This window comes from Labilibaculum sp. K2S (genome assembly GCF_030372765.1).
Lineage (GTDB): Bacteria > Bacteroidota > Bacteroidia > Bacteroidales > Marinifilaceae > Labilibaculum.
In genome coordinates this window covers 15,958-40,941 of record NZ_JAUCMW010000021.1, presented here as the reverse complement: position 1 = coordinate 40,941, position 24,984 = coordinate 15,958, and the positions used below count along the sequence as shown (strand labels likewise).

Below are 24,984 nucleotides of genomic sequence, written 5' to 3'. Positions count from 1 at the left end.
ATTGGAAATGGAGGAAATCCATCACAAAGTGGTACTTCCGGAGGTGGAAGTGGCGGTGCCATTTATAATGATGGAAATACAATGACTCTTGATATACAAGGAACTCTCATAGAACAAAATGAAGTAAATACACATGGTTCAGCAATTTTCTTTGTCACCAATGACCATTCCGGGAATATTCGAATTGACGATTCAGTAATTAAAGACAATATTGGAGACTCCTGGTATCCGGTTTACCCAAGCATCTCTATGCACAGTGACACAAAAATTAATGTATCTAATTCTCTTATCGAGTAAGGATTTCTTTACACAATTCTCACTCAATTGTAGTAACTTAGACTATGGACAATTTGTGAAATTTGGTATCTACCTTAAAAGATATGCCATGAGAAAGGAAGAAAAATTATACGAAGTATTTGGAGAATTGCTGTATGCCCTGGCAAAAGCAGATGGAGTGATTAAGAAAGAAGAAAAAGAAACTCTTACACAACTATTTAAAAATCATGCTCTTGGCTCTGAAATATTATGGTCGTTTGAGTTTGAGGAATCGCACAACTCTTCAGTTGAAGAAATCTATAATAAGGTGATTAATTTTTGTCATGTATATGGCCCGGCTCCACAATACGATGAATTCATTACCGCCATGAAGATTGTTGCTGATGCCTCTGATGGAATGACAGCAAAGGAACACAAATTGATTAATTCTTTTTCGGAAGATTTAATGGAAAGATTTCAACGTGACATTGATAAACTAAAACAATTCGAAAAAAAGGAATACAGGTAATTCCTTATTTCAAACAATTACAAAAGCCACCTACAGGTGGCTTTCTTGTCTTTTTATAAAAATCCTGCTAAAACAGCGGCTCCGTATGCACCTACAAACTGAGGAGATGTTGGAATAATCAGATCATCTCCCAAAGTCTGTTTCAAGAGATGTATCATACATACATTATTCGCAACACCACCGGCAAATAAAATTGGAGTTTTTAAATCCTGACGTTTAATCATTCCAACAGCACGGCGACACACCGATTGATGAACAGCCAATGCAATATCAGCCCGCAGACAACCTTTCGCCAAAAGAGAAGTAACCTCCGACTCTGCAAATACGGCACACATGCTGTTAATTTCTATTCCCTCCTGTCCTTTTAATGCTTCCAAACCAAGGGTATTTTGCTGATAACCTAGACTTGCTTCCATCAATTCAAGAAATTTACCCGTGCCCGCAGCACATTTATCATTCATCTCAAACTTAAACACTTTTCCATTTTCATTCAAAGAAATAACCTTGGTATCCTGCCCTCCAATATCAAGAATTCCCCGAACTCCTGGATGTAATGCTGCTGCTCCTGTTCCATATGCTTTAATCTCCGTTATGGTCGGATAATCGAAGGCAATCTCAAGACTTGCCCGGCCATAACCCGTTGCCATCACCTTATCGAACGAAATATCAGCAATTAATTCATGAACACGCTCAACCGGATTGTAACCAGATTCAGACTGCCTACTCACAACAACCTTACCATCTTCAATTACAACCAGCTCAATACTTCTGGAGCCAATATCTATTCCGGCATGTCTCATTCCAATAATTTTGTATCTTATTTTTGATGCAAATAAAAAAACTGAGAACGCAGCAACCTCTCAGTTTTTTTTATTTCAATTCTATTCATTTTATTATTTCAACAAATGCTTCTACACGAGTTGACAATTGTCCCATATCTTCCTGACTGTAATCAGTCTCAAGTCTCAACACAGAAACACCATCTTTTTCTAAAGATTTTTCTACGGAGAAAGATTCCATGATATAAGGCTGACAGAATTGAAGTCCATAATGAATCACACCGTCGGCATTCGTATTTTTAGCCATTTCTTTGATGTGCTCTACGCGCTCCTGATTTGGTGTAAATACTGCACAATCAATTTTAAAATAACGATCAACAACCGCATCAATAAGACCATCAACTGTATCTGCAGAATCGTCGGTTGTATTTCGCTGACCGCGCTCACCAATACATGATTCTTCGCCAACAATTACAGCCCCTGTAGCTTCGATTACAGCAGGAACTTTCCAATTTGGAATTGCCATAGGACAACCGGAAATTACAACACGAGGAGCGTTTTCAACTTTTACGCCTTTATTTTCTTTTACAAGCAATTCCAATTCATCACATAAAACATTAACCTTCTCGGTAAAACGAACAGGATTATCCAGAAAGGCAATTTGGTTAATTAATAACGCATCTAAACCTGAAATCGGACTTGGATTGGCCATACGAAGTTTAGACAGACGAGCTAATGCATTTCGCTTTGCATTTACGGTAGCAATTCCTTGTTTCAAATCTTCCACGCCGATTCTTTTGCCTGTCATTTCCTCTAACTTAGCAACAAAAGCCTCATATTCATGCTTTAATAATTTCCTTGCCATCGGAGCCTTGTTCTGAGGAAGATCCATTTGAAAGAAATTTGGCACCATCTGACTAAATATCTCGAATGATTTTTTCTTTCCATCGCAGGTATTCTCACCTACAATAAGGTCTGAAACTTCCATATAAGGACAAACCTTACCTAATTTGAAACCAAAGAATGATTTGATTAACGAACAAGTATTACGAGGCAGTACCTTCTCAACTTCTTCCTGAGCAAAATCAGCTCCGGCACACAATCCAACAGATGTACAACCTGCTGCAAGTACAAGCTCTTCAGGTACGAAAACACAAAAAGAACCAATTATCTTTCGTCCTGCCTCCTGCTCATCACGCAACTCCTGAATTCTTAACCCGTGAGCTTCGCTCATCACAAAATCGAAATATCCCATTCCTTCCGGACGATGTTCCTGCAACATGAAAATGGATTGGTACGCGCCACCTAAATTCTCCAGTAAAGCATCATGATTATCAAGGTTTAAGCCAAGATCAGTCCACATTTTTGTATAATCTGCCATTGTTATTCTATTTTTATTGATTTTCGGTTGCAAAAGTAGAAATCATAAAAACCCATTCCTAACTACCCGGTAAGTTTTTCAACATAAAATTAATTTGTTTTAAAATCAACTACTGATACAAACCGAATTATTCAGTAAGCTCCAATTTGTTTAATTTAAATCCAAACAAAAAGAGGTGCCAATACTGACACCTCATTCTATATTTTCATTCGAGAATTTATCTTCCCCAATCAGACTCTTTCACCTTTTTCACAAGATACTCCACATTCTCAACCGGTATTGAAGGCAATAGCCCATGTCCCAAATTGAAGATCCATTTGTGATCTTTTCTACCATAATTCAGGAAGTATTCAAATTCATGATCGATAGCTTGTGGTGTAGCCTCCAATATACGAGGATCGAAGTTCCCTTGCAGAATCATCTCTTCGCCAACAATTCCTCTCACCTCATGCAATGGCATTTGCCAATCAACACTTACACAATCGCACAAATCGTAGTTCACTATATTGATACCAGTTCCCAATCCTTTTGGCAGGTAGATGGTCTTCACTCCTGTTTCACGAACTGCACCTAAAATCGCTTTAACTGATGGTAAGAAAACCTCTTTATACAATTCAACAGGAATCAATCCAGCGTGAGTCTCAAATAATTGAAATGCCTTAACTCCATGTTCAACTTGCTTTAACGCATAGTGAATACTCATCTCTGTAATTTTAGCAACCACCTTCTTCATTAGTGCTTTATCACGATAGATCGCAGGAACAAAATCAGGGAAATTCTGATTTCGACTGAAACCTTGATACATGTAACACAAAGTAGTTAAAGGACCTCCACAAAATCCAATTAATGGAATCTCGTTTGGTTTGGTCTCTAAAATGCGGTCAATAGCTTTATAAATATGCTCAAGTTTTTCAGGCTTGTCGGATAAAAATGACAGAGGATCCGCAACATCTTTTAATGCTGTTGCAAAACTTGGTCCTTTCCCCTCAAAGCTCAATTCCATTCCTAAAGCTTCAGGAATCACCAAAATATCAGAAAACAAAATAGCAGCATCAACCCCCAAATCATGAATTGGTAACAAAGTAACCTGAGCCGCCAATTCCGGATTCTCCATCATTTCTTTAAAACCATATTTCTCACGCAATTTCATGTAGGAAGGAAGTACCCTGCCCGCCTGACGCATGAACCACACGGGTGGTCTCTCTCTCTTAATTCCGTTAATTGTATCTAAAAAAATTGATTGACTCATATGCTGATAATCGGTAAATTGTTAATAGTAATTAGAATAGTAAACGTAAAAAATTTGCCATCGATTAAAAATGAATACCCGTTGGCAATTTACATCCTGCCATTTAAAATATCAGCAACTTCTTTGGCATGATAAGTAATAATGATATCTGCTCCAGCTCTTCTGATTGAAGTCATAATTTCCATCATTACGCGTTTACCATCAATCCAATCGTTAGCTTCTGCAGCTTTCACCATAGAGAACTCACCACTTACATTATAGGCCGCCACAGGAATATTAAATTCATTTTTCACTCTGTAAATCACATCAAGATAACTCATCGCAGGCTTTACCATTACAATATCAGCTCCTTCAGCAATATCCATTTCCACTTCACGAATGGCTTCATCGCTATTTCTAGGATCCATTTGGTAGGTAGATCTATCTCCAAATTTAGGTGCGCTATCAGCCGCATCTCTAAACGGACCATAAAATCCAGATGCATATTTCGCAGAATAAGCCATAATCGGCACTTTCTCGAAACAATTCCCATCCAAAGCTTTTCTCATGTATCCAATTCTACCATCCATCATATCGCTTGGCGCCACCATATCAACTCCTGCTTCAGCCAAAGAAACAGCCTGTGCAGCCAATGTCACCAATGTCTGGTCGTTGTCAACATCACCATCGACAATAGTTCCGCAATGACCGTGAGTTGTGTATTCACAGTTACAGATATCAGCGATAATATACATTTCAGGGTAAGTTTCCTTAATGGCACGAGTAGCTTTTTGCACGATACCATGTTCGTGAGTTGCAACAGTTCCATCTTCATCTTTCGACTCAGGAATACCAAAAAGCAATACTGATTTTACGCCTGACTCTAATAATTCGCCACACTTTTTTACTAACATGTCTACCGATAACTGATTGTTTCCCGGCATGCTTTTAATCGGATTTTGAACATTTTCTCCCGGACAAACAAAAAGGGGCATGATTAAATTATCAACAGAAAGAGATGTTTCTGCAACCATGTTACGAACTACTTTGCTATAACGCAATCTTCTTAATCGTGTCTCTGGGAAAAGAGGTCTTAAACTCATAATATTGTATTTTTTGTATTTGTGTATAAATTAGTTGTCAAATTAAGTATATCAATCTTTTTGATAAATTATCACCAAAAATTAAAGATAGAAATTTATTCCTTTTTCTTTACAAATTGATTTCATCTTAATGGCTAATTCTTTCGCATTCTCAATCGATTTTTCTACTGAAACTTCAATTCCTTCTGCAATGAACTGGTTCGTTTTTAAATCACCTACAATGGCAACCATGTTCAAAATATTGTCTGAAACAACAGCATGGGCAGCCAAAGGAAATTTACATCCCCCTTCTATTTCAGCCATAAATGCCCGTTCGGCTTTAACTGCAATTTCGGTATCGCGATGATTCACTTTTTGAAGTATTGCAATTGTTTCAGGATCGTTACTTCGACACTCAATTGCAATTGCACCTTGTCCTATGGCAGGAATGCATAAATCAATATCCAGAAGCAAATTCTCATCATATTCTTTACCCATACGGTTTAAACCTGCAGCAGCCAAAATAATTGCATCGTATTCACCATCCATAAGTTTTTGAAAACGACTATCAATGTTTCCTCTGATTTCTTTAAATTCGATATCCTTACGGAGATTAGCAAATTGAACCCTTCTTCTTGGACTTCCGGTTCCTAATACAAATCCTTCCGGCATATCTTCGATGGAACTTCCGTTACGGGTTAAAAAAACATCACGTGCATCTTCACGTTCGGGAAAAGCAGCCAATTGCAAACCCGTCGGATGTGCACTCGGAACATCTTTTAAACTATGAATTGCAATATCTGCTTCATTTTCCAACAAAGCATGTTCCAACTCCTTTACAAACACACCAGTACCACCAAACTCTGTTAGAGAACGATTTAACACCCGATCACCTTGAGTGCTGAATTTTTTCACTTCGAATTCAATTTCAGGATTGGCATTTCTCAGTAATTCCACAGTTTGCATGGTTTGCGTGTAAGCAAGTAAGCTGGGACGAGTGGCAACAACTATTTTCTTTTTAGAAATCATAGTTTACTATTTTCAGGAAGTTTATTATTAGAATAATAATTTATCAGGAAATAAAAAAGCCATATAAAACAAGGTTTATATAGCTTTTTATCGAAAGCTTACAAGGCTTTACGAATCCAAATCTTTAAAAATCATGTCTATTGTTTCCATTGGACTTGATTGCTTTTTGTGATGATCTTTTAAGTGATTGATACATGCTCTGGCAATTTTATTCACAATGTTACTAGTGATGTGCTCCACTTTTTTCAGTTCATCATCAGTCAATTTATTTTTGTGATAATCCAACTCTTTCCGTTGAACTTTCTGTAAATTCTCTTTTAAAGCAATAATTACAGGAGACAAGTATTTCACCTCAAGCCAGCTGTAAAATTCACTTATCGATCCGTAAATTATACCTTCTGCCTGCGGAATGCAATCTTTTCTTTGTTGAATGGCATCTGAGATATGTTTTGATAGTTCATCAACAGTAATCACCAAAACGTGATCTAACTTATCTATTTCAGGATGAACATTTCTAGGAACAGAAAGATCCAAAATTAATTTACATTGATCACTCCCATTAAAATGTTCCGGTAACAAAGTAGGTTGCGGAGCTCCGGTGGCAACAATAATAACCTCGGCCTTTTCCACCTCTTCAACTAATTTACTAACAGGTTGATACTTTACATTAAACTTGCCGGCAAGTGCCTCTGCCTTGGCCTCAGTTCTGTTTATCAAAGTCAACGAACGGTTATTCATGTGCTTCAATAAGTTACCACAAGTATCTTTCCCTATATCTCCGGTTCCATACAATAAAAAATTGCATGATTCCAAAGTTGAAACCTTATCCTTAATATATTGAACCGCTGCATGAGAAACAGAAGCAGCTCCTTTACTTATTTCAGTATTTGTCTTAATTTTTTTACTTGCCTGAAAGGCAAATGAAAACAGACGATTTAAAAATGGGTTCACCATACCCATTTCTTCTGCTAACTGAACGGCATTTTTTACTTGCCCAACAATTTGAAAATCCCCAATAATCTGAGAATCTAATCCTGAAGTAACTCTATATAAGTGGTGAATACAATCATTACCAAATAAAGTATAACCATGGGAATCAAAATCCTCCCGGTTACCTTCGCTGTATTTTAGGAATAAATCAGTAATAAACTCCGATTGGCTTGTGTGAGCATAGATTTCAGTACGATTACATGTAGAAAGAACTACGAATCCATCGATTTGATTTTCTTTTGCCTCTTTCAGTAAATTTTCCTGCTGTTCTTCAGTAAATGAAAATTTCCCCCTAACATCAAGAGCTGTTTTCTTATAACTAATTCCTAAAACAAATAATTTCTGTAAATTTTCTCGTATTTGTGACGACATAAAACGAAATTTATTTTGAAACCTACCAAAAATTCATAAATGAAAGTCTGTGTATGCTGTGTCAAATATAAAAGTAATTATTTAAAAATCCTTGTGTTTTCAAATCCTTTACCCTTATTCTACTTAGCACTTTGTCCATTATGGAAAGCTCATAGGCGCTAAAAGGATTTTAATATCTTAAATACCAAAATAATTAACTTCATATTCATAATTATATATCTCAAAAATATTTAAATGTTTAAATTAAATTTAAATTTGATCGCCGATATATTTAGATACAATCACATGAATAAAACGCTTTATAAACAAGAAAAGAACATAAGCATTCTAGGATGTGGCTGGTTAGGACTTCCTCTGGCTAAATTTTTGATAAAGAATAATTACTCGGTAAAAGGCTCTACCCCAACTCCTGAGAAAATATCCCGCTTAGCGCAAGATGGAATAACTCCTTACCGAATATTCCTTGATCCTGAAATAAATGTTGATTTTGATGCTGATTTTTTTAATTCTCAAATACTGATTGTTAATTTTCCACCCAAACGCAGAGAAGATATTGAAGAATATCACCCAAAACAATTTAAGGCATTAATTGAGCAGTTGCATCTTTCCTCTGTAAAAAAGGTGATTTTCATTAGTTCAACCTCGGTATATGCAAATTTAAACAGGCTTGTTACTGAAGAGGATGACCAAATTCCAGAAAAAAATAGTGGCAAAGCCTTACGACGTGTTGAAAAAATGCTTCTTTCACAACAGAATTTTCAAACCAGTATCATTCGATTTGGTGGTTTAATTGGCTATGATCGTAAACCTGGACGGTTTTTCTCGAAAATGAAAAATGAAGTTGAAGGTGACATTCCTGTTAATTTAATCCATCAGGATGATTGCATCAATATCATATCACATTTGATCGAAAATAATTTATGGGGAGAAATTTACAATGCATGTTGCCCCGAGCATCCTAGCCGTAAGGAATTTTATAAGGAGGCTGCAAAAATTGGAGGTTTTGAAACACCGCAATTTGTCTCGAACCAAAGCCCGTACAAAATTATCAGCTCTGCTAAATTGGAAAATACTAATTATAAATTTAAATTCTCAAATCCAATTGATGCATTAATCTAAGTTGTATAACTGTAAATATTTCATCGGATTTTTAGACCATTCGTCAATTAATTTAGCTGATAAGTGGAATGAATTTTCTTAAAAAAAACAATTTGTTTAATTTTAATTAAATAATTAGGGGTGCGTTCCCTATTTATATTAAAAAAAGATATGATCACCCTGTATTTTTAGCCTGTAATCAATTAATTGTAAGCTTGTTTATTCTTTTTATTTAAATTAGAATTAACAACACATTCGCACACAATGATATATTTATTAATAAAGCAGTCTATAAAAAATTACGCTAACTGGAAAAATTCATTTGATCAATTTCAGGAATACCGCAAAATTGGAGGTGAGCTTTCGTGCGAAATATACCAAGCTAATGGAAAACGAAACGAGCATATTATTCTTTCTCAATGGAAAAATGAAGAAAGTGCTCTTGAATTTCTTCAATCACAATCATTTCAAATGATTAAAGAGTTAGAAGACGAAGAGCCGGTGGCAATTCAGTTTCTCCCGCCGAAAGCTGTCGGATAAACAACTTCATAATAAATCATCAACTCTGACAATAAGGTCTGAATTAATTTTGGACAGTATATTTTTTGTCAGTATGGCTAACTTTTCGGCAAAATTTTCTTCGTAAATATTGTTTCCCAAACAATCGAGTTCCTCTTTTATTCGATACAAATTACTTTCACCACCGTTAAAATTCCGGTACAATTCCAATGCCTGAATCTCAATTATTTTAGCATTGGAATGTATATTAATAGGAGAAAACGCATTCATATCCTCAGGGAAAATCTTATCTAGTTCTTCTCCCACCTTATTAATGTAAGAATTTAAAACATCAACTATATCTTCTAAACAAACAGGTTCACTTACGCCGATACAATCATCAATATCTCTTATTGACTCTTGATAATGAGCGTTCATAAGAATCAAATACTCTTCTATTTTTTCAATTTGAAGGTCTTGAATTCTTGGTTGAATTCTATAAAACTCAATAATATTCAAAATGGATTCGTATGAACTGGATGTGCTGTTATTCAACTTCGATCAATTAAAATTTTCTATTCAACCCCGTTTAAAGATAAAAGTGTTGTTTCAAAAAACTGAGGACCCAGTTTACTCAAAATATTTCCGGCCAATTGGGCATTTCCCTCAATACTTAATATCGCATACCCTTTTTGTCCTCTTTGTCCCAATTTTAAATCAATTACATTGATATTTTGGGAAGCCAATGCCGAAAGCAAAATTAGCAAGATTCCTGCAGTATTGTTATGAATAGAAAGAATCATTTGTTTACTGATTGCAATGGGTAGATTAACTCCATCAACTTCCAGCAAATAATTCTTGTTTTTATCCAATTGCTGCATTTCCAAGATATCTCCTACCCTAATTTCAATAAAACTATCTCCCCCTGTTCCTTTCACAAACTCAACAGCCTCATGAACAGAACCATCATCTCCCGAAAGGGTTAAAAAAGCCGTTGCAGTGCCATCATTATTGGAATTTAAATATGCCGTTTCAACATTGATCTCCTCCGATGCTAAAGCATTAAATATCATAGATAACACACCCGGTTTATCTTTATGATGTGAGAACAATCCTTTTACCTTCTCCTTTCGATTTTGAGGAATAGTATTGCTTATAGTGATGGATTTATTTCCCTTTCGTATTCGTATCGCTTCAAATTCACCCAAAGAAGTCGAATTTTTATGATGTTCCAAGAATGTTCTAAAAGTTCCTCCGAAAGAAAATTTTGGAATTCGTCGTTGCTTGCTATCCTCAAAACGAAGGTTTAGCATCTCAATTCCCAAGTTCATCACCTTATATTCTTCCTCCTTAAAAGCCTGATTTCGTAGAGGTCTTTTCTCAGGAATGCACTTCGAAAAACTCAAATAATGCTTGTATCCGGCATCATGAGCATAATGGATCCCGGTTTCGTGATGATTACCTAAATTTTGCAATGTATGAGTATCAGTACCTAATGCAATAGGGATATCAAGTTGCTTTGCTCTCTTCAAAATTGAGATATCAGGATAAATTCCACAACCTTTATTGATTCCAGCCAGATTTACATCCAATGCAAGATTATATTCGCTGATCATTTCCAGTAAAAACCGCATTCTACGAGCCAGAAAATGATCTGAGGTATCTAACTCCAACAGAGGTTGAGGAATTGGAGCAAACAATTTTGGTAAGTCTATATGACCAACAACCTGAATCATTTCCCAGGTAGAATCAACCATTTCAATCAATTCTTCGATGTATCCACCCCAATAATTTTCCAATCCACCTCTCAGTTTAATCAGTTCTTCGGTTTCCTCTATCGAACCATCATATGGAATTCCTTCCCGGGAAAAATGCAATGAACCTATCACAAAATCAGAATCTTGTGCCTGAAAAATTTTCGAGCGATTCCATTGCATCCCTAAATCAGGTCCCAACCATTCCAGTTCAATACCAAAACGGATATTAATCTGATTCCCATATTTCAATTTTAGCTGTTCAATCTGATTTGGATAGTTAAAATAGGCATTATCTCCCCTTATAAATTTAACTCCCAACCGTTTTTCTGCAGCATACCTATATCTGGTTAAACGTGGTGTGTGAATTATAAATGCAATATTGGGATGTCCTTTAGATATTGCTAATTCTGTAATTTTCTCCAACTCATCAACTCCATGTTTTACATGATCGTTTCCTGTACCGGTGTGTATTCCGTGAGTCTCCCAAATAAAATACTCAGGTGAGGCAATAATATTTTGTGGCATTTTTCTCAATCTTTGGTTAATAGTTGAGTAAAAATAGTCATTTGCAAAGAAAGTAAATGCAAATTTGAAAAGAGTTATAAATAAAAAAACCGTCTTCCATTTAAGGAAGACGGGGTAATCAGAGTCACCACTACAAAACTCTGATCAATTAAACAGGATCTTTTCAACTAAATACCAATAGAGATTCCAGCTTATATATGTTATTACCTAAGTCAAATTCTTTTACAGTATCACTTCCATTCAAAAATTCAAACTAACGATAAAATGTATAACCATAACTCAGCTTAAGTTTTAAAAATTTCGATAACTTTTGAGTTACCTCTACTCCTCCACCTAAATTCATTATCTGTATGTTATCAATTTTTTGTTCCCCTTTATAAAGATCATCACCCAATGTGAGATTATCCCCGACTATGAAAAAATCAGTTGCTAATGTTGTGCTTTTTGTTAATTGATATTGAACCGCCATTCGAGGAAAGCCTAAATTAAAGGTCCACTTTTGATTGGGGGGTCCACATCACTCTAAATATTGGCAAAGGTGAAGGTTTTCCTAATGTTGCCGAATAACCTATCCCAAAATCAAACTTCATATTGGGGTTTATTTTTTTTAAAAACATAACCACGCCAAACAAACGAATATCATCCCAATTAATTGAGGAACTAAAATTTGAAGACACACTAGGACTAAGCATTGAAATTAAGGCCAATCATTTTTAAGTTTATGAATTCTATTGCAGCAACGTACCACTAATTTTCTTGATATTTATTTCCGATTTTTTTGCATCATACCTTGCAGATGATTTATTATTTTGAGCTTCTACTAAATTAAGTTGCGCTTCGCGAAAAGTTGTAGAACTCACCTGACCCAACTGATAGTATTCTTTGGTTTGTTCAAAATTAAGTGTTGCTGCTTCTAAAGCATCTTCCTCCAATTCCAAGACCCTTAAATTGTAATTGAAATCGGCATAAGCATTTACCAAATCCTTTTCTAATTTTAACATCTTATTTTGGAATTCTAATTCGGTATTTTGCTTTTGAATTTTGGCATTTGCAATTTCTATTTTTTTCCTTTTTCCATCGAAAACATTGAAACTCAAATTTAAACCTCCGGCTAATTGCGTGTTTGAGTTTGTCCCAACAATTTCATTCTCGTAATATGAATAAGAGGAATTAATGCTCAAAGATGGCAACTGTCCTGATTTTGCCTTTTTTACGGCTAATTCATCCTCTCTTAATTGATTTGCCTGAATCAAATAATCAGCATTTTCTTCCAATGCCTTTTTTTTCAAATCACTCAAATTAAAAGATTGAAATTCTGATGCATCAGGAATCAATTGAAATTTAGTTTCAGCACTTCGACCCAGTAAAACATTCATTTCACGAACTAATTCCTCATAAAACTGTTGGGATTTTAGATAAGTGCTGCTATCCCGGTTAAAATCAACCTTTGCATTCAGAACTTCCAATTTATTGATATTCCCGAACTCATATTTGGATTGATTTCTTTGCAAACGCTCCTTTGAAATTACCATATTTTTCGATGCCACATCTAAATCATCAAAAGCCTTACTTAATTGATAAAAACCTGAAATTACATTCGCAATGGTATTTTCAATATTGTATCGAGCCGTTAACGCTCCCTGTTCTTTTTGCAGGTTCAATATTTTATAATTGTATCGTGCGCCAAATCCATCGAACAAAATATAAGAGAAATTCAAAGATGTGGATGAAGATACTTTATCGGTACTGTGCTCATTATAATTTGTATTTGCCCCTGCATTAAAACTAGGCAACAAACCTGCATTCCCTTTTGTTGCATTGTTAACAGATATTTCAGACTGATTTTCAGCCACTTTAATACTTAAATTATTATTTAATGCAATAGCAATAGATGCTTCAAGTGTTAAGGCCTCTTGTGCTTTACAATTACTGCCTGGTAAAAGCAAAAATGTTACAAATATGATTGTTTTATTCATGTCTTTTTTTTCAGAATTACAATTTAGTTAAGTTCTCTAACAGCTGGCTCAACACTCTCTCTGCTTGGCATTATCCCGCTCACTAAGCATTTAAACTTTCTTTTCGCAGAATTCACAACAACCAATAGAACTGGTAGAAGTAACAAATTTAAAAAAGTGGCAACAGCCAATCCATAAGCCAATGAAATTGCCATCGGCACTACCATTTTAGCTTCAGATTGATTTGAAGCTATGATAGGTGCAATACCAACTATTGTTGTTAAAGAAGTTAACACAATTGGTCTGAATCGAGAGATACAGGAATCGTATATTGCTGTCATCACATCTTTCCCTGATTGCAATTGACTATTATAGGTGCTAATCAATACAATGGAGTCATTAACCATTACGCCCATTAAAGCTACCATTCCCAAATAAGATGGCATATCCAATGCAATTCCATGTATCCAATGTCCCCAACCGACACCTATAAATCCGAATGGAACCAATGTAAAAATCAATAAACTTTGTGTATAAGAACGGAATGTAAAAATTACAACTGAAAACAAAAGAATTAAAATTACAGGCGCAATTACAATCCCTGACGTTTTTGCTTTTCCCAATTCTTCTACATGTCCTCCATATCGAATTCTTAAGCCTGAATATTTGTTCATTAAATCCGGTAATATCACGTCATCAATTTCATTATTTATTTCTGTCATATTCACAAATTCACTTTCTGAATCTGCTTCAACAGTAATCTCTCTTTGACCGGACAAATGATTTATTTGAACCAAATTACGTTCAAAACTGATGTAGGCAACATCTTTTAGATAATACTCTCCTCCATCATCGGTTCTGATTCTCATGTTCTCCAGATTTCCTATCGAAGAACGTTCTTTTTTGTCGTAGCGTACCCAAACCCTAACTTCATCAATTCCCCGTTGCAAGCGTTGAACTTCTTTCCCATAAAATCCAGAACGAACCTGTGCTGTTATTTTATTTAGGTTTAAACCCAATTTATAGGCACTTTCCTTTAAGCGAAGTCTCACTTCTCTCATTCCTAACTTATCATTATCCTCTACATTGGTTAGCCCTTCCAATTTGGATAACTTCTGTTTAAATTCATTTTTTGCGGCATAAAGATCTTCCAGATTACTACTTTGCAATGACACCGAAACAGCTTTTCCAAATCGATTACTTTGCACATAATTCAATCGTTCTGCTTGCGGTATACTTCCAACTCTTTCTTTTAAAAGTTTACTGAATTCAATGGATAAGAAATCACGATCTTTACTGCTGATAAAATAGACCGTCAATTTTCCCACATTCGAGGCTGTAATTTTCATTACTGTATTTGTAATCACAGGTTCTCCATTCAAGCTTTTACTTTTTAAATCTTCGCCAATCTCAACGGCTGCCGATTCAATTCGGTTCATGAAAAACATAGTTTGATTCTCAGGTGTGCCTGCAGGCATCTCCAACTCCACATCAACGTAATCTTTGTTATCAACAGAACTATCGCCAGTTCTAATGATACCTCCCACTAATCCTCCTATGGTAATAAAAAATAAACCAATGGTTAAACCCACCGTAACCAGTTTGTTATTCAAACAAAATTTAATCAATGGTTCATAAGTCCACTTTCTTACTATAAAGATTGTGGAGCTGGTTATTTTTTCAATTTTAGATATTTTTTTATCCGTCATTAGCGCCTTAGAATGAACGACATGAGCAGGAAGAATAAGAAATGCTTCAATTAAAGAAAAAACCAATGCAAATATGACAACGAAAGCCAGTTCTCTAAAAAACTCACCAATAACACTATCGATAAAAAAGAAGGAAATAAAAGCCACAATGGTTGTTAATACGGCAGAAAAAACTGCCGGCATTACCTCAAGAGTTCCATCAATACCTGCTTGTATTGCTGATTTGCCTTTTTCGTAATGCTGATAAATATTTTCGCAGATTACGATGCCATCATCAACCAAAATGCCAATTACAAGGATCATTCCGAACAAGGAAAGCTTGTTTAAGGTAAGGCCATACATACCGGCAACCATAAACATTCCCATAAATGAAATTGGAATTCCAAGTGCCACCCAAAAGGATAATCGATGATTTAAGAATAAGGATAGAAATAACAATACTAATAAGAAGCCAATGATTCCGTTATTGGCTAAAATATCCTGCATCACTTTAATTTGTACTGAATTATCGAGCAAAAGATTCAGTTTTACAGTTTGATGTCGCTTATTAAAATTGCTGATATATTCCTTAATCGTTTCGGAAATGTATAGAATATCCTCTCTTGAAGTCTGTGTTATGGAAATACTAATTCCCGGATTGCCGTCAATAAAAGTTCGGTTAGGATCTTCAGACCACTTATCATTGATACTGGCCACATCACTTAAGAGAACTGTACCTCCATTCTCTTCTGAGCGAACAATAATGTCCTTAAATCCTTCGGCATAATATTCTTTTTCTCGCACCCTGATGCGGAGCTCTTCATCATCGCCTTTAATTGTTCCACCAGTAATTTCAATATTAGCATTACCCACTGCAGAAGAAATCTCATCCAAAGTAATTTGATAAGCCTTTAAAGCATCTTCGCTTACGCTGATTTCGATTTCTTCTTTGGGAAAACCAGCCAATTCAACTTTTGAAATTCCCTCAATACCACGTAAATCATTCTCAATTTCTCTGGAATATTGCTTCAGGTCTTTTAGATCAACATCACCACTTAGAGACATTGATGCTGCCAAAACGGTAAATTCCATTTTTTCAACACTCATATTCTCAACACCAACGGGAAAGGAGCTAATTCCATCAACCGCATTTTTAATATCCTGCAGAGCAATATTGGCATCATAACCTGTCTCCAGATCAATCATCACTGTACAAGTATTCTCCATAGACGATGAAGTGATCTTTTCAACACCACTAATTCCCTTGATGTTGTCTTCAATTTTTAAGACAAGACCTTTTTCCACCTCTTCAGGAGAAGCTCCGGGGTAGGTCGCTGAAATTGAAATTATACCAGGATCTATTTGTGGCATTACCGCTGAATTCAAGGATATCAAACCGAAAAAACCCAGTAGAACAAACACCCCGGCCAGCAGGTTCCCGGCGAAAGGATATTTTATAAAGTATTCTATTAATGATTTCATTTTATGTCGTTTCAGATTTTGAAAGCTGGTTTTAGCTTACTTATTAATCACAGGAGTAACTGTGATCCCTTCATGAATACTTGATGTTTTCAAAACAAGCATCACCCCGTCTTGTAAGTCTTCAATGATTATTGAATTTTCTTTTTTCTGAATTACAGACACTTTATCCAACTTAACGCTTCCGTTATCAACCGTATATACAAATTCAGAATTCACAAGCAGCTTTCTTGGAATTTCAAGGCCGTAAGCTTCCGTGGCCAAATCAATATCTGCATTCAAAAACATTCCTTCCTTAAGTTGATTGCCTGAAACGGAGATATACACATTCACCATCTGTGTTTTAGGGTCTATTTTGTTGCTGATTCTACGAACTGTTCCTTGCCAATTCCCCTGAATATTATTCGAATAAATCATTACATGATTTCCCTCTTTAACACCGGATAAATTATTGAGATCAATACCTACAACCAAATCATAAGCAGAAGTATTCACAAATTCGCCCAATTTTTGACCAGACATTATTAAGGTTCCCGGCTTAATATCCGATTCGATCACCTCTCCCGTGAATGGTGCTGTAATGGTATATTTAGCAAGTTGCAGTTCCATACTTTTAATGTTGTAATAACTGGTATAGATATTTTTTCCTGCTAAAAAATATTTTTCTTTTTCATTTTTTGGCTCTGGAATAACAGCCAATTCCTGTTCAACCTTAAATTGATTCAAGTACTGTTTCCAGGCAATAAAACTTTCCGGATAATCAAATTTTAAATCCGGGAGAATTCCGGCAATTTCAGTCATAAAACCACTTCGCTTCGAAAGAACCTCAGACCTATACTTGTCATCATTTATGGTGAGAAGACTCTCTCCTTTAAAAAACTTCACTCCTTCTAAAAATGATTTTCCAGAAGCTTTTAAAATGCCTGTAACTTCAGCATAAACATCAACTTTCGATTGAGCTTCCAGACTACCTACAACTGATAAGTGAAGATCAATTTTCTTATTCTCCACCTTCTGAACCGGAACAATTATTTCTTTTGAAATCACCTCTCTTTCCTTTGGTGCCTTCTTCATATCTGCAAAAACGAATGTTATGCCAAAACAAACAACAATTACGATTACTCCTAAAAGGATACTTTTTCTTTTTAACATGTCAGTTCTTTTTTTAGAATCCAAGACAATAATAACCGCTTCCTTTTTAAGAAATAAATTTTATCGGCCAACGAGCCATATCTACCTGTATCAAAAGAAAAATTGTCGGTATCTTTGTTTGCAGTCAAAATCCTATGTATTTACAGATCATTTCACACTGTTCATCGATAAAAGGTGCTTTTAAAAAACTAAATTTTGTTCTTTAGCTGGACTAAATTGTATTTCATGAATTTAAAAGACAGATTATATCATATATTTTCGATAAGATGGGTACAGCACCTTTCCTTTTGGTCGGTTTTCCTACTAATGGAATTAGGCCGTTTTACCGATATGGATCCAGAGCGAATACCCAGGGAAATTCTGTTCGAAGGAATCCAAAATTCATTCATCGCAATTCTGGTTTATTTTAATTTAAGGTTTTTAATTCCCCGCTATTGGAATACCGGCAGATATGGCAAATATGTATTAATCTTCATTATCTGTGAGGCTTTTACCATCTCATCCTTAAGTCTATTGTTCTATCACTTTCCCGATTTAGAATTTAAAAATTTCATCAGATTTAATATCACAAAAATCATCATGATGAATACCTTTAAAACAAACATATTTGTCTTATCAAGCACATTATTCCATTTCGTTAAAGAATGGATTAAACTGAAAGATGAGAATCTAAAATTCACTGAAAAAGCTCAGGAGCAACTGGAAGCAGAATTAAACGTACTAAAAGGTCAAGTCAATCCTCATTTTCTGTTCAATACACTTAATAATATTTATTCGATGAGTTTATACGATTCGGTAAAAACTCCGGATATGATTCTAAGATTGAGTCAGCTTATTAGTTATATGATTTATGAATGCAAAGATGAAGAAGTTCAATTAGAGAAAGAGATTCAATTTATAAGAAACTACATTGAATTAGAATCAATAAGAGTTGAGGATGTTGCTACCATTCAATTAAATATTGAAGGTGAGGATCCTGGACACAGAATACCACCACTTTTGTTTATTCCCCTAATCGAGAATGCATTTAAGCACGGAATATCATCAGAATTGGAAACTTCTGAAATTAAAATTAACATGAAAATATCACAACACAATATCGATATTGAAATAAGCAATCCTTTAGAATCAAAAAGTGCTGTAGTTAATACGAAAGAACACAATGGTTTAGGAATTGAGAACGTTAGAAAGAGGCTAAATTTGTTGTTTCCGAACAAACACATTTTCGAAATCTTTGAAACCAAAAACCAATACACTACACATTTAAGCTTATCGATATGAATATAAACTGTATTATAGTAGATGATGAAATTCATGCAAGAAAAGTATTGGAGAAATACATTCAGGACATTCCTCACATTACTTTGGTGAAATCGTGCAAAAACGCCTTGGAAGCTATGGAAGTGCTCCGAAACAGCAGTGTCGATGCCATGTTTTTAGATATCAACATGCCCAAACTTAGCGGATTGAGCTTTTTAGAGAGTCTAATGAATCCACCATTGGTTGTTATTACCACAGCTTACCGAGAATATGCCGTAGATGCTTATGAATTAAATGTTATAGACTATTTACACAAGCCAATACCATTTCCACGCTTTATTAAAGCCATTTCTAAAATTGAAGAAAAACTCCAATTAAAAGGCAATTTACAAACTGCAGCGCAAGATAATACTACAGACACAAGCCAGAATTTCATTTTTATTAAGGCAGATAAAAAAACCATAAAACTTAATTTTGAAGACATTAAATACATTGAAGGTTTAGGGGATTACATTAAAATACATACCAAATCAAAAACCATTGTAAGCAAGCTCACCATAAAAAAAATGGAAGAATTGCTACCCGAAAATCTATTTCCCCGCGTTCATAAATCGTTCATCATCTCTTTGCAATTAATCGATTCAATTGAAGGTAATCAGATAGAAATTGGTGATCGGAAAATTCCTATCGGACAAATGTACCGACAAGCATTCATGGATTTAATCAATAAATTTCTTAAAAAATAAATCATTTCACACTTCCCAACTAAGTTGCAATCCCTTATTGAATCGATTGCATAAAATTCTTTTTATTTTTTTAACATTTTTTAGTTCGGTTGGAACCGAACTAAATGTATATTTGTCCCAGAAAATAATGGAAAAATGAAAAATCTCTTGGAATTAGAAAAACAAAAAAAGCTTTTAGTTGAAAGCTTTGGACTGTTTATGGAGAAACAGGAAAAGCTTACTCCCATTGCCGCTCGAATATTTGCGACCTTATTAATTGATAAGGAAAACGGATTAACTTTCGAAGAATTGGTTCTTTTTTTAGAAGCGAGCAAAAGTACTATTTCAACTAATTTGAAAACCCTTAGAAATGCAGAAATGATTTCTTATCATACTAAACCGGGAGATAGAAAAAAGTATTTCACCCTCTCTCCTGTCGGATTTCTAGCGAGAATCAGAGAAAATCTAAAAATGTACAAAACAGAACAAGAACTTCTTAAAGAAGTGAGAGATTACAAAGTGTTGGTCAATAAGAATTTTAAAGAGGATAAATATACAATCGATCACGATACTCCTTATCTGGATTTCTTAACAAACACTATTTCACAGCTTGAGCAACTTCATAGCAACATAGAGTCAAAATGCTCCTTATTATCAGTAAAAAACACTTAAATATAATGTGCACATTAAAAACAATATTATTTCAGACCACATCTGTTTATAATAGCCAAAAAAATAACTTAACCAAATAATTGCAACACTCACTTTAAGCATAAACGAACTGTAATTTTATTACGCTCAGAAAATTTTATCAAGCAATTAAAAACTAAATTATCAACACATGAAAAGAAATTACATCTTAGCAAGTATGGCGATCATGCTACTGGGTTTATCATCTTGTAAAGATTCATCACAACCACAAATGGCTCGTGGACCGATGCCATTCCCTGTACAATCAGTGAAAAAGGAAAACATTACTATTTACACAGAATATGCTGCAAATATAGAAGGAGAACAAAACATAGAAATTCGTCCTAAAGTGGATGGTTTTGTTGAAAAAATTTATATTGATGAAGGTAGCCAGGTTAAAGAAGGACAGATTCTGTTTAAATTAACTGCCAAAACTTTAAATCAGCAAGTTAAAGCTGCCGAAGCAAATGTTGAAGTAGCAAAAGCTCAGGTTGTATCAGCACAAGTTGATGTGAGTAAAATAAAACCTTTGGTAGAGAAAAATATTGTTAGTGCCGTACAATTAGAAACATCCGAAAGCAATTTGAATGCTGCAAAAGCTCAGTTGACAGCTGCAAGAGCAGATTATATGAATGCCAAAGAAAATTTAGACTATACTATTATCAAGAGTCCGGTTGACGGAATTGTTGGAAGTATACCTTACAGAATTGGTAGCTTAGTTGGTCGTACAGAATCTCAACCACTTACTACAGTATCCAATATTAGTAATGTATATGCTTACTTCTCTTTAAACGAGAAACAATTATTACAATTCAATCGACAATTGAATGGCAATAGTGTTAAAGATATGATTAAGGCATTACCTGAAGTTGAGTTAATCCTTGCAGATGGATCAACTTACAATCAAAAAGGGAAAATTGAGACCATTAACGGAATGGTAAACCCAAGAACAGGAAGTGTTAGCTATCGCGCAATTTTCTCAAATCCAGACAATTTATTACGAAGTGGTATTAGTGGTAAAATAAAACTACCATCTAATATAAATCAGGCAATTATTTTACCACAAAAATCGACCTTCGAATTGCAGGGAAAACATTTTGTTTATCTTCTTGGTAATGAAAACAAAATAGAGTCTAAAGAAGTTTTTGTTTCAGAAACTCTTGGTAATGATTTTATTATTGAAGAAGGACTTACTGAAGGACAAGTATTTGTTGCCGGGGGATTAATCAAACTTAGAGAAGGAATGCAAATTCTTCCACAAACTGGCTCTTCGACTCAACCAGACAACAGAGCATTTTCCAAAAAATAATATCAGGTTTTTAAACTGTAAATAAAAATCATATTTCATGTTAAGAAAATTTATTGAACGGCCGGTATTATCGACTGTAATATCCATACTTATTGTAATTTTGGGAGTTTTAGGACTCTCTTCTTTACCAAGAGAGCAATTTCCTGATATTGCACCTCCAACCGTGCAGATCTCTGCTACTTACCCTGGTGCCAATGCAGAAACTCTGCTGAAAAGTGTTGTCGTTCCCATAGAAGAAGCCGTTAATGGTGTAGAAAATATGACCTACATGTCCTCTACTGCCAGTAACGATGGAAGTGCAACCATAAGTGTTTACTTTGAATTGGGAACCAATGCTGATATTGCAGCAGTTAATGTTCAAAATAAAGTAGCAACAGTAAACAGCAAATTGCCACAACAGGTAATTCAAACTGGAGTAACCACAAAAAAAGTTCAGAATAGTGTTTTGATGTTCTTTTCTGTATTTACCGAAAACGAGGATTTAGATGCAACATTTATTGAAAATTATGCTCGTATCAACCTAATCCCAATGATCAAGAGGGTTAATGGTGTAGGTGATGCCAGCGTTTTTGGTTCACGTGATTATTCGATGAGAATTTGGTTGAAACCTGAAAAAATGGCCGCTTATGGTCTTACTCCTCAGGATGTAGTTAGCGCCTTGAATGAGCAGAATTTGGAAGCTTCTCCAGGTAAATTTGGAGAGAATTCATCTCAGTCATTCGAATATGTTATTCGCTACAAAGGAAAACTTTCCACAAAAGAAGAATACGATAATATTATTCTTCGATCGGAAGGAAATAGTAATTTCCTCCGTTTGAAAGATGTTGCAAAAGTGGAGTTAGGTGCCTTTAGTTATGCTACCAATAATATTACCAACGGTCACCCATCAGTTGCGGTTGCTGTATACCAAACATCCGGTTCAAATGCTCAGGAAATTATCAAAGAAGTGGAACGTACATTGCAATCTGCTAAAAAGAATTTTCCTAAAGGTATTGACTATGTGATTCCTTTCAATACCAATGAATTCTTAGATGCATCTATCAGTAAAGTAATCACTACCTTAATTGAAGCATTCCTTTTGGTATTTTTTGTGGTTTTTCTTTTCCTTCAGGATTTTAGATCGACTTTGATTCCTGCAATAGCAGTACCAGTGGCAATTGTTGGAACATTCTTCTTTCTGAACCTCTTTGGCTTCTCTATTAATATGTTGACACTGTTTGCCTTAGTGCTCGCAATTGGTATTGTAGTAGATGATGCCATTGTTGTGGTTGAGGCGGTTCACGCCAAACTTGACCACGGTGCGAAGAGTGCTAAGAAAGCTACTATATCGGCCATGAGCGAAATTACCGGCGCAATTATATCCATTACTTTGGTTATGTCGGCAGTGTTTATTCCGGTATCCTTTTTAAAAGGTTCAACAGGAGCTTTCTACCAACAGTTTGCAATCACGCTTGCAGTTGCTATCGTTATATCAGCAATCAATGCATTAACCTTAAGTCCTGCATTGTGTGCTCTTTTACTTAAGCCACATAAACCAAATGAAGAGCATAACCAAAATTTGCTAAAAAGATTTTACACTTCATTCAATACGGGATTCGAAGTAATGACTAATCGATACGCTAACTCGGTTCGCTATTTAATTAAGAGAAAGTGGTTGACTGGTGTAATATTAGTTGTTTTCATCTCCTTAGCTGGATGGTTTTTCAAAACTACTGCAACAGGATTTATACCAAACGAAGACCAAGGAGTTATTTTCTGCGACATCTCATTACCTGCCGGAAGTACTTTGGATAGAACAAGTGAAGTTGTTTCCAAGGTAGAAGCAATTATCAATCGTATTGATGTTGTACAGGAAAAAATGTTTGTAGTTGGCTTTAGTATGTTAAGTGGTTCCAGAGGTGGCTCAAAAGCTTTCGCTGTAATTAAATTAAAAAACTGGAAAGAACGAAAACAGGACAATCAAAAAGTAGATGCAATAGTTGGGCAATTATTTGGAATGACAGCAGGAATAAATGAAGCAACAATATTATTTTTTGCTCCTCCAACAGTCAGAGGTTTTGGTAATTCTGATGGTTTTGAAATGCGTTTGCAGGATAAGTCGAATGGAGAATTTGACGACTTGATGGCCAAAAGTGGTCTATTTCTGGGTGCATTAAACCAACGACCGGAAATTAAATATGCGAGGACTTCTTTTAATACAGGATTCCCTCAATATGAGATGGAAATAAATGTAGAGAAAGTAAAAGAAGCTGGCATTTCAGTAAATTCATTGTTTTCAACCCTTCAGGGATATTATGGAAGTTGGTATGCTGCCGACTTTAACCGGTTCGGAAAACAGTACCGTGTGATGATTCAGGCTGCTCCCGAAGATCGTGAAACAATTGAGTCCATGAATAATGTGTTTGTTAAAAATGCTCAAGGCGAATTGGTTTCGGTAAGTCAGTTTGTAAACATGAAAAAAGTAAATGGTCCTGATGTTGTTAACCGCTTCAACCTTTTCAATTCTGCAACCATTAACGGCAATGTGAATCCTGGTTACAGTACCGGAGATGCCATTAAAGCCATTCAGGAAGTTGCGGCAGAAACATTGCCATCGACCTACGGGTATGAATTCTCTGGAATGACACGTGAGGAACAAAAAGCAGGAAATCAAGCCATTTTAGTTTTTGCACTGAGTTTAATATTCGTGTATTTCTTACTTGCAGCGCAATATGAAAGTTACATACTACCCTTCTCCATTATTCTATCACTTCCTATCGGGATATTTGGAGCCATCTTTTTTGTGAAGATGATTGGATTAGAAAACAACATTTATTTCCAGGTGGCTTTAATCATGTTGATTGGTTTGCTGGCAAAAAATGCAATTCTGATTGTAGAATTTGCCTTGCAACGCCGCCGTCAGGGAATGGAATTAATGCAGGCAGCAGTTGAGGGAGCAAAAGCACGTTTACGTCCTATTTTAATGACTTCGTTCGCATTTATCCTGGGAATAGTACCATTGATGCTGGCAAATGGTGCCGGTGCAGTTGGTAACCGCTCAATAGGTACAGGTGCAGTTGGCGGCATGTTAATTGGAACTCTTTTTGGTGTGTTTGTAATTCCTGCATTCTTCGTGATTTTCCAGACAATTCAGGAAAAAATTACAGGAGCTCCAAAACCGGAAGATAACGAATTGGAAACTGCAGAATAAATAGAAAGAAATG

At 35.3% G+C, this 24,984-nt stretch carries 22 protein-coding genes; 9 read left to right on the top strand and 13 right to left on the bottom strand.

The annotated features are described in order from the left end of the window. Together QUH73_RS17520 and QUH73_RS17515 are read left to right on the top strand one after the other, a co-directional pair. On the top strand, nucleotides 1-297 hold a 297-nt coding region (locus QUH73_RS17520), incomplete at its 5' end, for a hypothetical protein (protein WP_289531733.1). Nucleotides 298-385: 88 nt separating this feature from the next. Next, nucleotides 386-784 (top strand): hypothetical protein, encoded by a 399-nt coding sequence (locus QUH73_RS17515; protein ID WP_289531732.1) that lies wholly within the window; start codon nucleotides 386-388, stop codon nucleotides 782-784. 53 nt (nucleotides 785-837) lie between these two features. Here QUH73_RS17515 and QUH73_RS17510 read toward each other — a convergent pair whose 3' ends face one another. The 6 genes from QUH73_RS17510 to hemA all read right to left on the bottom strand — a co-directional run bounded on the left by QUH73_RS17510 (nucleotide 838) and on the right by hemA (nucleotide 7,645). Then, on the bottom strand, nucleotides 838-1,584 hold the full coding sequence (locus tag QUH73_RS17510; protein WP_289531731.1) for an acyl-CoA dehydratase activase: 747 nt from the start codon (nucleotides 1,582-1,584) through the stop codon (nucleotides 838-840). Between the two features lie 85 nt (nucleotides 1,585-1,669). Next, complete coding sequence (locus QUH73_RS17505) at nucleotides 1,670-2,944, bottom strand: double-cubane-cluster-containing anaerobic reductase (RefSeq protein ID WP_289531730.1); 1,275 nt, start codon at nucleotides 2,942-2,944, stop codon at nucleotides 1,670-1,672. Nucleotides 2,945-3,161: 217 nt separating this feature from the next. Then, nucleotides 3,162-4,193 carry a uroporphyrinogen decarboxylase gene (gene hemE, locus QUH73_RS17500; RefSeq protein WP_289531729.1) on the bottom strand — a complete coding sequence of 344 codons (1,032 nt, stop codon included), beginning with the start codon at nucleotides 4,191-4,193 and terminating at the stop codon, nucleotides 3,162-3,164. An 89-nt stretch (nucleotides 4,194-4,282) separates the two neighbouring features. Beyond that, entirely contained in the window at nucleotides 4,283-5,275 is a 993-nt protein-coding gene (gene hemB, locus QUH73_RS17495) for a porphobilinogen synthase (protein WP_289531728.1), read from the bottom strand. A gap of 81 nt (nucleotides 5,276-5,356) precedes the next feature. Then, nucleotides 5,357-6,283, bottom strand: coding sequence for a hydroxymethylbilane synthase (gene hemC, locus QUH73_RS17490; protein WP_289531727.1), 927 nt, complete (start codon nucleotides 6,281-6,283; stop codon nucleotides 5,357-5,359). Nucleotides 6,284-6,391: 108 nt separating this feature from the next. Further along, nucleotides 6,392-7,645: a glutamyl-tRNA reductase gene (gene hemA, locus QUH73_RS17485; RefSeq protein ID WP_289531726.1), complete on the bottom strand. Its 1,254-nt coding sequence runs from the start codon at nucleotides 7,643-7,645 to the stop codon at nucleotides 6,392-6,394. A gap of 285 nt (nucleotides 7,646-7,930) precedes the next feature. Here hemA and QUH73_RS17480 point away from each other — a divergent pair, with 285 nt between their 5' ends. Then, a complete protein-coding gene (locus QUH73_RS17480) occupies nucleotides 7,931-8,764 on the top strand; it encodes an SDR family oxidoreductase (protein ID WP_289531725.1) in 834 nt (277 codons plus the stop codon). A gap of 243 nt (nucleotides 8,765-9,007) precedes the next feature. Further along, nucleotides 9,008-9,283 carry an antibiotic biosynthesis monooxygenase gene (locus QUH73_RS17475; protein ID WP_289531724.1) on the top strand — a complete coding sequence of 92 codons (276 nt, stop codon included), beginning with the start codon at nucleotides 9,008-9,010 and terminating at the stop codon, nucleotides 9,281-9,283. A 6-nt stretch (nucleotides 9,284-9,289) separates the two neighbouring features. Here the strand turns inward: QUH73_RS17475 and QUH73_RS17470 are convergent, their stop codons facing one another. The 7 genes from QUH73_RS17470 to QUH73_RS17445 all read right to left on the bottom strand — a co-directional run bounded on the left by QUH73_RS17470 (nucleotide 9,290) and on the right by QUH73_RS17445 (nucleotide 17,797). Next, complete coding sequence (locus QUH73_RS17470) at nucleotides 9,290-9,796, bottom strand: hypothetical protein (protein WP_289531723.1); 507 nt, start codon at nucleotides 9,794-9,796, stop codon at nucleotides 9,290-9,292. Nucleotides 9,797-9,816: 20 nt separating this feature from the next. Beyond that, the gene (locus QUH73_RS17465) at nucleotides 9,817-11,523 is read right to left on the bottom strand and encodes a histidinol-phosphatase HisJ family protein (RefSeq protein WP_289531722.1); all 1,707 of its coding nucleotides are present in this window, start codon (nucleotides 11,521-11,523) and stop codon (nucleotides 9,817-9,819) included. Between the two features lie 253 nt (nucleotides 11,524-11,776). After that, complete coding sequence (locus QUH73_RS17460) at nucleotides 11,777-11,992, bottom strand: hypothetical protein (protein WP_289531721.1); 216 nt, start codon at nucleotides 11,990-11,992, stop codon at nucleotides 11,777-11,779. Nucleotides 11,993-12,008: 16 nt separating this feature from the next. Beyond that, nucleotides 12,009-12,215: a DUF6268 family outer membrane beta-barrel protein gene (locus QUH73_RS20955; RefSeq protein WP_442913426.1), complete on the bottom strand. Its 207-nt coding sequence runs from the start codon at nucleotides 12,213-12,215 to the stop codon at nucleotides 12,009-12,011. A gap of 36 nt (nucleotides 12,216-12,251) precedes the next feature. Then, entirely contained in the window at nucleotides 12,252-13,499 is a 1,248-nt protein-coding gene (locus tag QUH73_RS17455; protein ID WP_289531720.1) for a TolC family protein, read from the bottom strand. Nucleotides 13,500-13,522: 23 nt separating this feature from the next. Then, nucleotides 13,523-16,648, bottom strand: coding sequence for an efflux RND transporter permease subunit (locus tag QUH73_RS17450; protein ID WP_289531719.1), 3,126 nt, complete (start codon nucleotides 16,646-16,648; stop codon nucleotides 13,523-13,525). 36 nt (nucleotides 16,649-16,684) lie between these two features. Beyond that, nucleotides 16,685-17,797: an efflux RND transporter periplasmic adaptor subunit gene (locus QUH73_RS17445; protein ID WP_289531718.1), complete on the bottom strand. Its 1,113-nt coding sequence runs from the start codon at nucleotides 17,795-17,797 to the stop codon at nucleotides 16,685-16,687. Nucleotides 17,798-18,022: 225 nt separating this feature from the next. On the opposite strand from QUH73_RS17445, the gene QUH73_RS17440 reads away from it, so the two are divergent. From QUH73_RS17440 to QUH73_RS17420, 5 genes are all read left to right on the top strand, one after another. Then, nucleotides 18,023-19,078, top strand: coding sequence for a sensor histidine kinase (locus QUH73_RS17440; RefSeq protein ID WP_289531717.1), 1,056 nt, complete (start codon nucleotides 18,023-18,025; stop codon nucleotides 19,076-19,078). Then, nucleotides 19,075-19,803, top strand: coding sequence for a LytR/AlgR family response regulator transcription factor (locus QUH73_RS17435; protein WP_289531716.1), 729 nt, complete (start codon nucleotides 19,075-19,077; stop codon nucleotides 19,801-19,803). Before QUH73_RS17440 ends, QUH73_RS17435 begins: the two co-directional genes overlap by 4 nt. Nucleotides 19,804-19,950: 147 nt before the next feature. Continuing rightward, the gene (locus QUH73_RS17430; RefSeq protein WP_289531715.1) at nucleotides 19,951-20,454 is read left to right on the top strand and encodes a GbsR/MarR family transcriptional regulator; all 504 of its coding nucleotides are present in this window, start codon (nucleotides 19,951-19,953) and stop codon (nucleotides 20,452-20,454) included. 169 nt (nucleotides 20,455-20,623) lie between these two features. After that, nucleotides 20,624-21,781, top strand: coding sequence for an efflux RND transporter periplasmic adaptor subunit (locus QUH73_RS17425; RefSeq protein ID WP_289531714.1), 1,158 nt, complete (start codon nucleotides 20,624-20,626; stop codon nucleotides 21,779-21,781). A 37-nt stretch (nucleotides 21,782-21,818) separates the two neighbouring features. Then, a complete protein-coding gene (locus QUH73_RS17420; RefSeq protein WP_289531713.1) occupies nucleotides 21,819-24,971 on the top strand; it encodes an efflux RND transporter permease subunit in 3,153 nt (1,050 codons plus the stop codon). The last annotated feature ends 13 nt before the right edge of the window (nucleotides 24,972-24,984 follow it).

What these genes read in the sequence shown, in the direction of transcription:
- QUH73_RS17440 (WP_289531717.1), top strand. Translation starts at nt 18,023, where the DNA reads ATGAATTTAAAAGACAGATTATATCATATATTTTCGATAAGATGGGTA.
- QUH73_RS17480 (WP_289531725.1), top strand. Translation starts at nt 7,931, where the DNA reads ATGAATAAAACGCTTTATAAACAAGAAAAGAACATAAGCATTCTAGGA.
- QUH73_RS17435 (WP_289531716.1), top strand. Translation starts at nt 19,075, where the DNA reads ATGAATATAAACTGTATTATAGTAGATGATGAAATTCATGCAAGAAAA.
- QUH73_RS17515 (WP_289531732.1), top strand. Translation starts at nt 386, where the DNA reads ATGAGAAAGGAAGAAAAATTATACGAAGTATTTGGAGAATTGCTGTAT.
- QUH73_RS17450 (WP_289531719.1), bottom strand. Translation starts at nt 16,648, where the DNA reads ATGAAATCATTAATAGAATACTTTATAAAATATCCTTTCGCCGGGAAC.
- QUH73_RS20955 (WP_442913426.1), bottom strand. Translation starts at nt 12,215, where the DNA reads ATGCTTAGTCCTAGTGTGTCTTCAAATTTTAGTTCCTCAATTAATTGG.
- QUH73_RS17505 (WP_289531730.1), bottom strand. Translation starts at nt 2,944, where the DNA reads ATGGCAGATTATACAAAAATGTGGACTGATCTTGGCTTAAACCTTGAT.
- QUH73_RS17510 (WP_289531731.1), bottom strand. Translation starts at nt 1,584, where the DNA reads ATGAGACATGCCGGAATAGATATTGGCTCCAGAAGTATTGAGCTGGTT.
- hemB (WP_289531728.1), bottom strand. Translation starts at nt 5,275, where the DNA reads ATGAGTTTAAGACCTCTTTTCCCAGAGACACGATTAAGAAGATTGCGT.
- QUH73_RS17475 (WP_289531724.1), top strand. Translation starts at nt 9,008, where the DNA reads ATGATATATTTATTAATAAAGCAGTCTATAAAAAATTACGCTAACTGG.
- hemC (WP_289531727.1), bottom strand. Translation starts at nt 6,283, where the DNA reads ATGATTTCTAAAAAGAAAATAGTTGTTGCCACTCGTCCCAGCTTACTT.
- hemE (WP_289531729.1), bottom strand. Translation starts at nt 4,193, where the DNA reads ATGAGTCAATCAATTTTTTTAGATACAATTAACGGAATTAAGAGAGAG.
- QUH73_RS17445 (WP_289531718.1), bottom strand. Translation starts at nt 17,797, where the DNA reads ATGTTAAAAAGAAAAAGTATCCTTTTAGGAGTAATCGTAATTGTTGTT.
- QUH73_RS17425 (WP_289531714.1), top strand. Translation starts at nt 20,624, where the DNA reads ATGAAAAGAAATTACATCTTAGCAAGTATGGCGATCATGCTACTGGGT.
- QUH73_RS17455 (WP_289531720.1), bottom strand. Translation starts at nt 13,499, where the DNA reads ATGAATAAAACAATCATATTTGTAACATTTTTGCTTTTACCAGGCAGT.
- hemA (WP_289531726.1), bottom strand. Translation starts at nt 7,645, where the DNA reads ATGTCGTCACAAATACGAGAAAATTTACAGAAATTATTTGTTTTAGGA.
- QUH73_RS17465 (WP_289531722.1), bottom strand. Translation starts at nt 11,523, where the DNA reads ATGCCACAAAATATTATTGCCTCACCTGAGTATTTTATTTGGGAGACT.
- QUH73_RS17420 (WP_289531713.1), top strand. Translation starts at nt 21,819, where the DNA reads ATGTTAAGAAAATTTATTGAACGGCCGGTATTATCGACTGTAATATCC.
- QUH73_RS17460 (WP_289531721.1), bottom strand. Translation starts at nt 11,992, where the DNA reads ATGGCGGTTCAATATCAATTAACAAAAAGCACAACATTAGCAACTGAT.